The sequence below is a fragment of the Hymenobacter arcticus genome (assembly GCF_054779975.1).
Genome location: NZ_BAAGXF010000010.1, coordinates 89,714 through 104,032, shown reverse-complemented (window position 1 = coordinate 104,032; position 14,319 = coordinate 89,714). Strand labels below are relative to the sequence as shown.

General features: G+C 59.6%; 8 protein-coding genes. 7 read left to right on the top strand and 1 reads right to left on the bottom strand.

All coding sequences use genetic code 11. The features are described from left to right. Positions 1-45: 45 nt before the first annotated feature. The 3 genes from ACYVGC_RS16715 to ACYVGC_RS16705 all read left to right on the top strand — a co-directional run bounded on the left by ACYVGC_RS16715 (position 46) and on the right by ACYVGC_RS16705 (position 6,478). The gene (locus ACYVGC_RS16715; RefSeq protein ID WP_460584990.1) at positions 46-1,332 is read left to right on the top strand and encodes a sugar MFS transporter; all 1,287 of its coding nucleotides are present in this window, start codon (positions 46-48) and stop codon (positions 1,330-1,332) included. 127 nt (positions 1,333-1,459) lie between these two features. Then, on the top strand, positions 1,460-4,111 hold the full coding sequence (locus tag ACYVGC_RS16710; protein ID WP_460584989.1) for a glycoside hydrolase family 2 protein: 2,652 nt from the start codon (positions 1,460-1,462) through the stop codon (positions 4,109-4,111). A 66-nt stretch (positions 4,112-4,177) separates the two neighbouring features. Then, positions 4,178-6,478, top strand: a complete 2,301-nt coding sequence (locus ACYVGC_RS16705) for a GH92 family glycosyl hydrolase (RefSeq protein ID WP_460584988.1) — start codon at positions 4,178-4,180, stop codon at positions 6,476-6,478. A gap of 267 nt (positions 6,479-6,745) precedes the next feature. On the opposite strand, the gene ACYVGC_RS16700 is transcribed toward ACYVGC_RS16705, so the two are convergent. Further along, positions 6,746-7,099 carry a hypothetical protein gene (locus tag ACYVGC_RS16700; RefSeq protein WP_460584987.1) on the bottom strand — a complete coding sequence of 118 codons (354 nt, stop codon included), beginning with the start codon at positions 7,097-7,099 and terminating at the stop codon, positions 6,746-6,748. 158 nt (positions 7,100-7,257) lie between these two features. Between ACYVGC_RS16700 and ACYVGC_RS16695 the strand changes: the two genes are divergently transcribed. The 4 genes from ACYVGC_RS16695 (at position 7,258) to ACYVGC_RS16680 (ending at position 14,272) form a co-directional block, all read left to right on the top strand. Beyond that, a complete protein-coding gene (locus ACYVGC_RS16695) occupies positions 7,258-10,329 on the top strand; it encodes a SusC/RagA family TonB-linked outer membrane protein (RefSeq protein WP_460584986.1) in 3,072 nt (1,023 codons plus the stop codon). Between the two features lie 9 nt (positions 10,330-10,338). Then, a complete protein-coding gene (locus tag ACYVGC_RS16690) occupies positions 10,339-11,937 on the top strand; it encodes a RagB/SusD family nutrient uptake outer membrane protein (protein WP_460584985.1) in 1,599 nt (532 codons plus the stop codon). Positions 11,938-12,038: 101 nt separating this feature from the next. Then, entirely contained in the window at positions 12,039-13,172 is a 1,134-nt protein-coding gene (locus ACYVGC_RS16685; RefSeq protein WP_460584984.1) for a carbohydrate-binding family 9-like protein, read from the top strand. Positions 13,173-13,174: 2 nt separating this feature from the next. Then, the gene (locus ACYVGC_RS16680; protein WP_460584983.1) at positions 13,175-14,272 is read left to right on the top strand and encodes a glycoside hydrolase family 10 protein; all 1,098 of its coding nucleotides are present in this window, start codon (positions 13,175-13,177) and stop codon (positions 14,270-14,272) included. Positions 14,273-14,319: the final 47 nt, after the last annotated feature.

Genomic DNA, 14,319 nt, shown 5'->3' with positions numbered 1-14,319 from the left:
CTTACGGGCTCATTTTCTTCAACCGATTTCTTCACCCGCTATCCTATGCCTCAAGTAGCTACCGCGGCCGGCGCGCCGGCCCTGCCGGCCACCAGCCAGTCCAACAAGCCAATCATCATCATTGGGTCGCTGTTCTTCATTTTCGGCTTCGTCACCTGGCTTAATTCGGTGCTGATTCCGTACCTGAAAATATCCTGCGAGCTCACCAACTTTGAGGCCTACCTGGTCGCGTTTGCCTTCTACATCTCGTATTTGGTGATGGCCATCCCGTCGGCCTGGGTGCTGAAGGCCACCGGGTTTAAAAAGGGTATGTCGCTGGGGCTGCTGGTAATGGGAGTGGGGGCGCTGCTGTTTGTGCCGGCCGCCCTCACGCGCACTTACGGGCTGTTTTTGCTGGGCTTGTTTGTGCAGGGCACCGGCCTGGCCGTGCTCCAAACGGCGGCCAACCCCTACATCACCATTCTTGGCCCGCGCGAAAGTGCCGCCAAGCGCATCAGCATCATGGGCATCTGCAACAAGGTGGCCGGCGCGCTGGCCCCCATTGCCCTGGGGGCCGTGGCCCTCAAGGATGCCGATGCGCTGGTACTGCGTCTCAAAACCATGAGCCTGGCCGATAAGGCCGCCGAGCTCGATGCCCTGGCCGCTCGCGTGGTGACGCCCTACCTGCTGATGCTGGCCGTGCTGGTGGTGCTGGCCGTGCTCATCTATTTCTCGTCATTGCCCGAAATCGACACCGACCACGAGGATGACGCCGTGGCTGCCGCTAACACCAACAAGTCGAGCGTTTTCCACTTCCCGCACCTGATACTCGGGGCGCTGGCCATGTTCTTTTACGTGGGCGTGGAGGTAATTGCCGGTGACACCATCATCAGCTATGGCGCATCGCAGGGCATCGCCCTGGCTACGGCTAAGTTCTTCACTACCTGCACGTTGATAGCCATGATTGTAGGCTACGGCATTGGCATTATCGCCATTCCGCGGTTCATTTCGCAGGAGCGGGCCTTGCAGGTTTCGGCGGTTACGGGGGTGCTGTTTGCGCTGGGCGCGCTCTTCACGCACGGCTATACCTCGGTGCTGTTCATCTCGCTGCTGGGTTTGGCCAACTCGTTGATTTTCCCAGCTATCTGGCCGCTGGCCATTGAGGGGCTGGGGCGCTTCACCAAGCTGGGCTCATCGCTGCTCATCATGGCCATTGCTGGGGGCGCGGTGCTGCCGCCCCTCTACGGTCTGCTGGCTGACTATTCGTCGCCTCAACACGCTTACTGGCTGGTGATTCCGTGCTACTTGTTTTTGCTGTTTTACGGCGTGGCCGGGCACAAGGCCCGCCGCTGAGGTAGCGTGGACTCTGCGAGTCCGTGCTTGGGTTGGTTGCGCAACGCGCGGACTCGCAGAGTCCACGCTACATACAGTTGTTTATCCTAGTTACCCGCCTCAGTACCTGACTGCGGCGTTTTTCCGAATGACAAAATTTCGCTTCCTGCTTCTCCTCCTAAGCCTAATCAGCGCCTACCCGCTGGCGGCGCAGCGCTACGAGCTGAATGCCGGCTGGCGGGGCATGCCCATCGGCAAGGTTTCGGCGGCGGGGCCGCAGCTTTCGCAGCCGGGCTACGCACTCACGGGCTGGCTGCCGGCCGTGGTGCCGGGCACGGTGCTTACCACGCAGCTCGAAAACAAGCAGGTGCCCGACCCCTTTTTCGGGATGAACAACGACCGCATCCCGGACATCTACCGCACTGGGCGCGACTACTACACCTACTGGTTTGTCAAGGACTTTCAGGAGGCGCCCGCTACCGGCGATGGCCAGGTGTGGCTGCACTTCCGGGGCGTGAATTACAGCTGTGAGGTGTTTCTTAATGGGCAGAAGCTCAACGAGAAAACCCACCACGGCATGTTTCTGCGCCAAGCCTACAACATCACGCCCTACCTGGCCAAGGACGGCCGCAACCGCCTCGCCGTAGTGGTATATCCGCCCGACCCCGTGGGCAACCCCAACGGTGGCCAGGGCGGCGACGGCACCATTGCCCGCAACGTGGCCATCCAGTACACGGCAGGCTGGGACTGGATTCGGCCCATCCGCGACCGTAACACGGGCATCTGGGACAAGGTGACGATTGAGAAGACGCAGGCCATCAATATCAAAAACCCCCACGTGGTGACCCGCTTGCCCGGCGTGCGCCTGCCCGACGGCCCCCAGGCCCCAGCCAACCTCGACGTGACGGCCGAGTTGGAAAACCCGACCGGTAAAAAAGTCTCGGGTGTGTTGCAATACACCATGGCCGGCCAGCTGGTGAAGCAGGCCGTGAGTGTGCCCGCGCACGCCACCCAAGTGGTGCGCCTGCCCGCCCTAACCCTGCAAAACCCCAAGCTGTGGTGGCCCAACGGCTACGGCGCGCAAAACCTCTACCCGCTGCAAATGCAGTTTTTGGTGGGCGGCAAAACGGTGTCGGACGAGGAAAACCTGCAAGTGGGCGTGCGCGAAATCGGGCATGTGTGGAACGCCAAAACTCAGAGCATGCAGGTGCTGCTCAACGGCCAGAAAATATTCATCAAGGGTGGCAACTGGATTATCTCCGATGCCATGCTGCGCTTCACGGATGCGCGCTACGACGCCGAAATCCGGTTTCACCGCGACATGAACCTTAACCTGATTCGGGTGTGGGGCGGCGCGCTCGTCGAGCGGCCCGAGTTTTACCAGGCCTGCGACAAATATGGGATGCTGGTGATGCAGGACTTCTGGGTATCGGGCGACGCCAACGGCCGCTGGGTGGACCCCATGAAGCTGGAGGACCAGTGGACCCGCCGCCAGTATCCTAATGACCATCAGTTGTTTATCAATTCGGCGGCCGACCAGGTGAAGCTGGTGCGTAACTATGCTTCGCTGGCCATCTGGTGCGGCGGCAACGAAATCACCCCGCCCCGGGATATTCTCACGGCGCTGCAAGATTCCATCCTGCCCAAGCTCGATGGTACGCGGTGGTTTGTGCCGTACTCCAACGCCGACAGCATGTCGTTCAACAACCAGGGCGGCAACGGCGATGGGCCGTATGGCATTCAGCTAATTAGCAAATTTTGGGCGCACCAAACTTATCCGTTTAACTCGGAAGTGGGCTCGGTGGGCGTGGGCGACGTGGAGTCGCTGGAGCGCTTCCTGGCCCCGGCCAACCTGGTGCCGCCGCGCTACCTGGGCGCTACCAGCAAGCCCACCGAGCAGGTCGATTCGGTGTGGACCTACCACACCTACATCAGCTACGAGCAGTCGCTGCTGCCCTACGGCGCGCCCAAAAATATCAAGGATTTTGGCGTGAAAGCGCAGCTTGTGAACTACGACCAGTACCGCGCGCTCATGGAGGGCTTCAACTCGCATATGTGGGACTGGTACACGGGCAGCATTATCTGGAAAACGCAGAACCCCTGGACCTCCCTGCGCGGGCAGATGTACGACTACTACCTCGACCCCAACGCCTGCCTCTACGGCCTGCGCACGGGCAGCGAGCCGCTGCACGTGATGTACAACCCCGTGGATAGTATGGTGATGATTACCAATAACTTATTCCAGGTAAAGCGCGACCTCATGCTGGTGGTCGATGCCTACGACATGGCCGGCAAAAAAACCAGCATCACGCAGGTGGTGCTAGAGGCCGGGCCATCGATGTCGAAGAAAATTCTGCCCGTTAACGCAGTGGTAAAGCAGCTTGGCAAGCAAAAAGGCCTGTTCCTGTCGCTGCAATTGCAGGGCCTCGATAAGCAGGTCATTAGCAATAACTTCTACTGGCTACCCGACGCCAAGGGCGAATATTCGGGCCTGAAAAGCATGGCGAAAGCGGCCGTTAACACTACCGTTAAGCCGATGGCACCGGGCAAAATTGCCGTCACGCTCACCAACCCGGCCGACGCGCCGGTAGCCTTTTTTAACCGCATTTCGCTGCTGAACCCCGGTACGCAAAAGCGCATTTTACCGGTGTTCTACACCGATAACTATGTGTCGGTGCTGCCCGGCGAAAGCCGAACCGTGGAGCTGGAATACACGCCCTCGGCCAGCGTACCCGCGCCCGTGGTGTCGGTCGAAGGCTGGAACGTGGACAAGCAGTTTCTACCCGTGGGGGTTAAGTAGTAAAATTAATGCAAGTACTTAAAATATAAATAGTTGACGGTATTTAATTTCCAGCTTATAAGCATTATGAAGCATCCTCTGCAGCGGTTCGTAGCGCCGGTAATCGTGCTGGCTGGTGGGCTAACGGCCCTGGCCGTGGGCGCCGCGCCGCCCGCGGGCCCCGGCCCCAAGCCGCCGGTGGCCGGCCTCACGCAGTACGTGGACCCCTACATCGGCACCGGGTTTCACGGCCACGTTTTTCTGGGGGCCAACGTACCGTTCGGCGCGGTGCAGCTGGGGCCGGTCAACCTGTCGGAGGGTTGGGACTGGTGCTCGGGCTACCACTATTCCGACTCCACCATCGTGGGCTTTTCGCACACCCACCTCAGCGGCACCGGCATCGGCGACCTGGGCGACGTGGCCATCATGCCCACCACCGGCGCGGTGCGGGTGCGCAAGGGCACGCTCAAAAACCCCGAGCAAGGCTTCGTATCGCTGTTTTCGCACAAAGAGGAGCGCGTGCGCCCCGGCTACTACGCCGTGCGCCTCAAGCGCTACGACATCAAGGCCGAGCTGACAGCCACCGAACGGGTTGGTTTTCAGCAGTATACCTTCCCTAAGTCTGACGCGGCCCACTTGGTTATCGACTTGCAGCAGGGCATTGGCTGGGATTTGGCCACCGATACTCACATCGAGCAGCTCAACGATAGCACGCTGGTAGGCTACCGCTTTTCCAAGGGCTGGGCCGTGAAGCAGCGGCTCTACTTCGCGGCGGTTTTCTCGAAGCCCATCCGGCAGTTTACAAGCCTGCAAGTAACTGATTCGCTGGGTAATACTACCCCGGCGGCCACCGGCAATCGCATCAAGGGCGTGGTAACCTTTACCACCAAAGCTGGCGAAGTGGTAAAGTTGAAAGTGGGCATTTCGCCCGTGAGCACCGCCAACGCGCAGGCTAATATCCGGGCCGAGATTCCGGGCTGGAACTTTGGCAAAGTAGTGGCCGCCGCCGATGCCGCCTGGAACCGGGAGCTGCAAAAAGCGCGCATTCAGGCCAGCGAGGCCCGCAAAAAGACGTTCTACACCGCGCTCTACCACACCATGGTGGCGCCGTCCATCTTCAACGACCACAACGGCGACTACTGGGGCACCGACGAGCAGGTGCACAAAGGGGCCACCTTCACCAACCTCACCACGTTTTCGCTCTGGGACACGTACCGGGCGGCGCACCCGCTGTTTACGCTGTTGCAGCCGCAGCGCGTGAATGACATGGTGAGCTCGATGCTGGCCATTTACCAGCAGCAGGGCAAGCTGCCCGTGTGGCACCTCATGGCCAACGAAACCAACTGCATGGTAGGCTACAGCGCCGTGCCGGTGGTGGCCGATGCCTACCTGAAGGGCTACAAAGGCTTCGACGCCAACCTGGCCTACGAGGCCGTGAAAGCCACCGCCATGCGCGACGACTGGGGCCTGAAAGACGTGAAAGCCCTGGGCTTCATCCCGGCCAACAACGAAGTAGAGAGCGTGTCGAAAGGCATGGAATACGCCATCGACGACTGGTGTATTGCCCAGATGGCCAAGAAGATGGGCAAAGCCGACGACTACGCCTACTTCAGCAAGCGGGCCAAAAACTACCAGAATTACTTCGACAAGCAGGTGGTTTTCATGCGCGGCCGGGTGTCGGCCACCGAGTGGCGCGCACCGTTCAACCCGTTTTCGTCGGTGCACATGAAAAGCGACTTCACCGAGGGCAACGCCTGGCAGTACACCTGGCTGGTGCCGCAGGATGTGGAAGGCCTGGTAACCCTGCTCGGCGGCGAAAAACGCTTCAGCCAGAAGCTGGATTCGCTGTTTACCGTGAAGGGCAACATGGGCGCGGAGGCCTCGCCCGATATTTCGGGGCTCATCGGGATGTATGCCCACGGCAACGAGCCGGGCCACCACATCACCTACCTCTACAGCTACGTGGGCCAGCCCTGGAAAACGGCCGAGAAAGTCCGCTTCATCACCGAGAATTTTTACACCACCAAGCCCAATGGTATCATCGGCAACGAGGACGTGGGGCAGATGTCGGCCTGGCACGTGTTTTCGACGCTAGGCTTCTACCCGCTCAACCCCGCCAACGGGGCCTACGTGTTTGGCAGCCCGTCGGTAAACCAGGCCATTCTCACCTTGGCCGGCGGCAAAACCCTGACGATTGAAGCGAAGAATAATACCCTCACCAACAAGTATATCCAGCGCGTAACGCGTAATGGCCAGCCGTATTCCAAGTCCTACATCACCCACCAGGATTTGCTCCGGGGCGGCCAGCTGGTGTTCGAGATGGGACCCCGGCCCAGCCCCACCTGGGGCGTGGCTCCGGCCGACCGGCCCCGGTCGGTGATGCAGTAGCTGCGCGGGCCCAGCGGCCGGGTGAAGCAGGCGTTGAAAACAAGGTAGCCTGGCGCGCAAAACAGCGGTTTTTCGTTCTCAACCGGCTGTTTTTAAGGTAACCGAAGCAATAATTTAGCTGAGTTAGCCGCTCGATATTTATTGTGGCAAAAGAAATAAGGTGGCGCACCACTAAAAATTACCTAATTATTGCGCTTTAAAGCCCAATTTTTACGCGAATATGATTAACGTTATTTGGTTTGTGATAATCAACCAATTACCTTTAGGTCACATCATTGGAAAGTATCTTTCAGATAAGATAAACAACTTAAACAGGCCGGGGTAGTAGGCCCCACCTAAGTTGAAAAACCAAGTAAATACAAGTAAATAGAGGCGGTAGCTGCCAGCCAATGCAAGGGCTTTGGCAAAGCACAAAGCGGTAAGATTAGGTCGGTAGTGCTTACTTTTGTCCCTTATTTCCCCAGAATAATTTAAGAGAATTGCCAAGGAGTTCATTGGTAAAAACAGGCTTTCTGCGGCCTGCTCTTCAAAAATAATTTTCTGTTTCACATTACTGTTCCGGTTGTCTGCTCTAAAAAGTAAGAATAATATTTCTGCAGTATTGTTAAAACCTTTTAGCACCAGTTTGCCAAGTAGTTGCTGTCCCCGTCAGGCTGCTTTTCCGAGGTCCTGTTGGCATTAGTAAAGGATTGATTGTAAAAGCTTTGCATTTAGTAGTCAGTACTCGATTTTCATTTTTTAGCCCACCCAATCTCTTTCGTCACCTCACTCACTTCCCCATGAGAAGAAACCTACAATTACTTGTCTTACTCCTGCTGCTGGGCCACGGTTACAGCTATGCCCAGGCGAGTAAAATATCTGGTAAAATCACCAGTACCACCAACGAAACCCTCATTGGGGTGAGCGTGGTAGTGAGCGGCACCACCCAGGGCACCACCTCCGACGTGGATGGCAACTATACCCTCACGGCGGCCGACGATGCCACGCTAGTGTTCTCCTACGTGGGCTACGTGAGCCAGACGGTAGCCGTGAAGGGTCGCTCGTCCCTCAACGTCATTATGGCCGTTGATAGCAAGGAGCTGGGCGAGGTAGTCGTGACGGCCCTCGGCATCAAAAAGGACGAGCGCAAAGTGGGCTACGCCGTAACCAAAGTGGACGGCGGCGTGCTCAACGTGGCGCGTGAAACCAACGTGGCCAACTCGCTGCAAGGCCGCGTGGCCGGCCTGAACGTGGCGGGCGCCAGCGGCGGCCCCGGCTCGTCGGTACGCCTGAACATTCGGGGCGTAACGTCGTTTTCGGGCACCTCTTCGCCGCTTATTGTTATCAACGGCGTGCCCATGGACAACACTGTGCGCGGCAGCGCCGGTGAGTGGGGCGGTGCCGACTTGGGCGACGGTATCAGCAACATCAACCCCGATGATATTGAGAACGTGACGGTGCTGAAAGGCTCAACTGCTTCGGCCCTCTATGGCGCCCGGGCGGCCAACGGCGTGGTGCAAATCACGACCAAGAGCGGCTCGCGCACCAAGACTACGATTGAGTACAACACCAACTTCCAGGTGGACCGGGCCGTTGACAACACCAACTTCCAGGACCAGTACGGGCAGGGTAGCCAGGGCTTGCGCCCCACCGACAAGGCCTCGGCCATTGTGTCGGGCAACACGGCCTGGGGCCAGCGCCTCGATGGCACGCCCACCATTGGCATTGATGGCCAGGAGCACGCCTACTCTAAGGTGAAGGGCAACATCAATAACTTCTACCGCGCGGCACCTTCCTGGACCAACACGGTAGCCATTTCGGGTGGCGGCGACAAAGGCACCTACCGCCTGTCGCTTTCGAACCTGGATGGCCAGTCCATCCTGCGCAACAGTGGCCTCACGCGCCGCACAGTCAACTTCAACACGGCCTACGACCTGACCAAGAAGCTGAGCTTCAACCTAACGGCCAGCTACATTGACCAGAACGACAAGAACCGCGCCCAGCTCAGCGACTCGCCCCTGAACGCCAACAACATCCTGTTCCTGGCCCCCAACATCGACCAGGCTACCCTAGCCCCCGGCTTCGACCCCAACAACAACGGCCTCGAAACCGCTTGGAACGTGGATAGCTACGCCACCAACCCCTGGTTTGTGGTGAATCAGTTTGTGAACAACGTGTCGCGCAAGCGCCTCATCAGCTCGCTCTCGGGCCGCTACCAGTTCACCGACTATCTCTCGCTGCTGGCCCGCGTGGGCTACGACTACTCTAGCGACCGCCGCTTTGGCGTGACGCCCTACGGCACGCTGTACTCGAGCGCCGGCGAAGGTGGCTTGGATAACCTGACCCTGGGCAGCCGCCTGGAAATGAACAGCGACGCCTTGCTGTCGTTCAACAAGAGCCTCAACCAGGATATCTCCATCAGCGCCAGCCTGGGGGCTAACTACCGCCGCAACCGGTTTGAGAGCAGCCGCCTGTACGGTGGGCAGTTCATTGTGCCTTACCTGTACACGCCTACCAACCTGCGCAACCGCAACCTCGAATATCAGTTCACGGAACTGGTGACGCCTTCGGTGTACTACACCGCCGACTTCACGTACAAGTTCCTGACCTTGAGCACCACCGGCCGCTACGACCGCTTCTCGTCGCTGCCCAACGGCAACCGCAGCATCTTCACGCCGTCGGTAGCCGGTAGCTTCATCTTCTCCGACCTGCTCGACTCGCCGGTGCTGAGCTACGGTAAGCTGCGTGCTTCTTATGCCAAGACCAGCGGCGAGGCCGCCAACCCCTACCTGACGCAACAATACTACAGCATCGGCAACCCTATCAACGGCGTGCCGCGCGCTAACTACAGCTCGACCTTGCCCAATGCCAACCTGCGCCCCTACAACCTGCGGGAGTTTGAAGTGGGCACGGAGCTGAAGTTCCTCAGCAACCGCATTAGCATTGACCTGGCGTACTTCAACCGCAAAACCACCGGCGAGATTGTAAACGCGGCCCTCTCGGTTGCTACTGGCTACGAGGGTACCACGGTAAACCTGGGCTCGACCCTGAACCGCGGCATCGAGCTGGGCCTGACGGTGGTGCCCGTGAAGCGCGGTGCCTTCACCTGGACCTCGTCGTTCAACTTCACCAAGCTGCACAACGAAGTGCTGGACATTGACGGCGGCGCCAACAACCCGCTGCAAACCGGTACCTACCGCCCCATGAACGGCAACATCGGCATCGTGAAGGGCCTGCCCATTGCGCAGGTACGTGCCTACGACTACAAGCGCGATGCCAGCGGCAACGTAATTATCGGCGCGGATGGCGTGCCCGTGCGCGGCGACCTGACGCCGATGGGCTCGGGCATTGCCAACCTGTACGGCGGCTGGAACAACGACTTCAACTTCGGCAACTTCAACCTGTCGGCCCTCATTGACTACAAATTCAACAACAAGATTTTGTCGGCCACCGAGTACTACTCCTACGGCCGGGGCCTCAACCAGGCTACCCTGGCTGGCCGCGACGGTGGCGTAGTGGCGCAGGGCGTTACGGAAGGCGGCGCCGTGAACACCACGGTGGTGCCAGCCTACGAGTACTACCCGAAGCTGGCTACCAACATTTCGGCCCTGTCGGTGCTGGATGGCAGCTTCATCAAGTTCCGCCAGCTCACGTTTGGCTACACCCTCAACCAGACGCTGCTGGCGCGCACGCCATTCCAGGCCATTACCTTGTCGCTGGTGGGGCGCAACCTGTTCACCATCATGAAGCACACCGACAACATCGACCCGGAGAACACCATTTCGCCCCTGGTTGCCTACGCTGGGGTAGAAGGCGGCTCGCTGCCCTTCGCCCGCACCTATGGCGTTACCCTCAATGTTAAATTCAAATAAGCTAGGGCTATGAAAAAGGCACTTATCTACGCGGCTTTATCGGCCACCCTGTTCAGCACTTCCTGCTCGGAGAAGTACCTGGACGAAATCAATACCAACCCAACCGCGGCCGGGGCTAATAACCTCAACCCCAACTACTTGCTGACCGATGGCCAGCTGACGTTTGCCAACGCTGGCTACGCGCAGCTGTTGTACCCGGCCCCCTCTATTCAGGCGCTGGCCAGCACGTTCAACTACTACGGCAACGGTGACAAGTACACCAACTCCGGCGGCTTCACGGGCTACCAGGCGCTCATCTTCGGCCAGGGCTACACGGCGCTGAGCCGCTTGCAGCAGGCCATTGACGTGGCCAATAGCCAGGGCCAGGGCACCTCGCGCTACACCAACGTGATTGCCATTAGCAATATCATGAAAATCATGATATTCCAGCGCATCACCGATACCTACGGCGACGTGCCGTACTCGCAGGCTTTGCAGGCGACGCAGGGCATCAACACGCCCCAGTACGATAAGCAGGAGAACATTTACCCCGCCATGCTGACGGACCTCGACAAGGCCATTGCCAGCCTCGACGCGGCCGGTGCCAAGGCCTCGGGCGACCTGCTCTACGGCGGCGACGTAACGCAGTGGAAGAAGCTGGGCTACTCGCTGATGGTGCGCGTGGCCATGCGCATGACCAAGGTGAACCCCACCCTGGCCAAAACCTACACCGAAAAAGCTGCTGCCGCCGGCACCATGGCGAGCTACACCGACAACGCCCTGGTGCGCGGTGACATCGCCTTCGGCGACACGCAGAACGCTTCGGCCAACGCCTTGCTCACCACCGATGACTTCCGGGAAGTGAAGTGGAGCAAAACCCTGATTGACTACCTGCGCACCACCAACGACCCCCGCCTGGGGGCCATCGCCGAGATTGCGCAGGCCGGTGCTACCGCCAACGCCGACCAGACGCTGGCCGGCAACAGCGACCCGGCCGTGCAGCGCGGCCTGCCCAATGGCTACGACCTCACGGGCGGCACCTTCGACATTCGCAAGCGCACCGACTACCCCGGCGGCACCGGCACGGCGGCCGACCTGGCGCCCCTCGGCAACTACTCGCGGCCCCGCTTGGCCGTGTACATTCAGCGCAACGCCCCCAACTTTTTGCTGACCTACGCCGAAACCGAGTTGCTGCTGGCCGAAGCTGCTAACCGCGGCTGGAGCGTGGGCGCCAACGCCGCCACCCACTACGCCAACGGCGTGCGCGGGGCCATGCTGTCGCTATCGCAGTTGAGCACTGCCGCTACCATCAGCTCCACGGCCATCGAGGCCTACGTAGCCGCCAACCCCCTAGCCGCTACCAATCAGCTCAAGCAAATTAATGAGCAGTACTGGGTGGAAGCGTCCACCACGTTCGACTTTATTGAGGGCTGGAACAACTGGCGCCGCTCGGGCTTCCCGCAGCTGACGCCCGTGAACTACCCCGGCAACGTGACTGGCGGCACCATTCCGCGCCGTCTGATTTACCCGGTAACGGAGGTTTCTAACAACCCCGCCGGCTACCAGATGGGCGTGGCCAGCCTGAGCGGCGGCGACCTGCTGACCTCGCGGGTGTGGTGGGATAAATAACCCCCTACGCGCTTCGTAGTAGGTGAGGCTTTACTCCGGGCAAGGCTGGGGTAAAGCCTCACTTTTTTTATAAGGAATTGCCAGTCAGCTCACTTGCTCACATGAACATACCGGTTGCTTTTTTTCCACAACTATTACCTAAGCTTTGGTCAGCCCGCTGGCTGAGTGTGGCCCTTGGCCTGGGACTCACCCTGCCCACGCACGCCCAAACGCCTTTTAAGGGCCTCGAACACCTCTTTACGCCGCCCAAGGGCTACGTGGTGCAGCACACCAGCCAGCCCCTGACCCTGGATGGCAACCTGCGGGAAAGCGACTGGCAAAAAGCCCCCTGGACCACCGACTTCGTGGACATTGAGGGGGCGGCCAAGCCCCTGCCCACGTTCCAAACGCGCGTGAAAATGCTCTGGAACGACTCCACGCTCTTCATTGCCGCCACGTTGCAGGAGCCGCAAATCTGGGCTACTCAAACCCACCACGACGATATTATTTACAAAGACAATGATTTTGAGGTCTTTATCGACCCCGATAACAACGCCCACCAGTACTTTGAGGTCGAGGTAAATGCCATCAACCAGATTTTCGACCTCTACCTACCCAAGCCCTACCGCGACAAAGGCGACGCCCTCATTAGCTGGGACGTGGCCGGGCTGCGCTCGGGTGTGGCCATCAACGGTACCCTCAACCAGCCCCAGGACCAGGATAAAAGCTGGACCGTGGAAATGGCCATTCCACTAAAGGCCGTGCGCATGGGCTTTCCGTGGCAGCCGCCCACCGAGGGCACGCAGTGGCGCATCAACTTCTCGCACGTGGAGTGGGATACCAAGGTGGCGGGCCTCAAAAATCCCAAGCTCCAAAACGCCGCCGGCAAAGACTTGCCCGAGCGCAACTGGGTGTGGTCGCCGCAGGGCGTAATCAACATGCACTACCCCGAGCGCTGGGGCTACTTGCAGTTTACGCGCCAGGCCGGTACGGCCTGGCAGCTGCCCGCGGCCGAGCTGCGCAAGCAGTATTTATGGTTGGTATATTACCGCCAGCAGCAGTTTCGGGAGAAAACTGGCCACTACGCCGCCACCTTAGCCGAGCTGAAGATTACGCCTCAGGCGCAGGTTGATAAGCAGGCGAATCAGCTGGCGCTAGCGGCCACGCCCTACCAGTTTACCGCCACTATTACGGCGGCCGGCAGTGCCGCCATCCGCATCAACGACGAAGGACTAGTTGAAACCCTGAAACCCTAGCCATGACCAACCGCCGCAAATTTGTTCAGAATAGCCTCTTGATGGGCTTGGCCGCGCCGCTTTTGCCGGCCACCGTGGCCCAGGCTGCCCTGCCCACCGCGCCCCCCAAAGCCGGCTGGAAGCACTGGGTGTGGACCAATCCCAACCAAAAAGACACCGACGCCCAGCTCACCGAGCGCTACCGCAAGTACTACGAAGCGGGCGTGCGCGGCATCTTCTTTGAGGCCGACAGCGAGCGGCATTTCCGCGCCGCCAAAACCCAGAAGCTAGAGGCCCACCGCTGGATTTGGACCATGAACCGCGGCGAAAAAACGCTGCTGGCCGCCCATCCCGAGTGGTATGCCGTGAGCCGCAAGGGCGAGTCGTGCGCCACCCACCCGCCCTACGTGGACTATTACCGCTGGCTGTGCCCCTCGCGCGAGGAGGTGAAGCAGTACCTGGAGCAGGACTACGCCGCCGCCCTCAAAAAGGACTACATCGACGGCATTCACCTTGATTACGTGCGGTTTTGCGACGTGATTCTACCCGTCAACCTCTGGGATAACTACAAGATTGTGCAAACCAGCGAACTGCCCGAATACGACTTCTGCTACTGCGCGGTGTGCAAGGCCGCCTATAAAGCTGCATATGGCGTGGACATCGACAAAGTGCAGTATCCGGAGGCCAGCCCCTCGTGGCGGGCGTTTCGCTACGAGCGCGTGAACGAGGTGGTGCGCCGCCTTACCGCCGTGGCCAAGCAGTACCGCAAGCCTATCACCGCCGCCGTGTTCCCCACCCCCGACATTGCCCACCGCAACGTGAAGCAGGACTGGGTAAACTGGAACATCAGCGCGGTGTGCCCCATGATTTACCACGGCTTCTACAAGGAGCCCGTAGCCTGGATTGGCCAAGCCGTGAAGGAAGGCGTAACGGCCCTGAATGGCAAGTTTCCGCTCTACGCCGGCCTGTACTTGCCCGATTTCAACAACAACAACGCCGACCTGCAACAGGGTATTGAAAACGCCCTGCGCAATGGCGCGGCCGGCGTGTCGCTCTTCGGCGACGTGACGGATGCGGCGCTGGCGGCGTTGCAGGCGGCTTCAATGAAGGCGCGGGGGTAGCCCGCTAGAATGCTCCGTATCTTTAAAAAGCCCCAGCTGTAATTTAT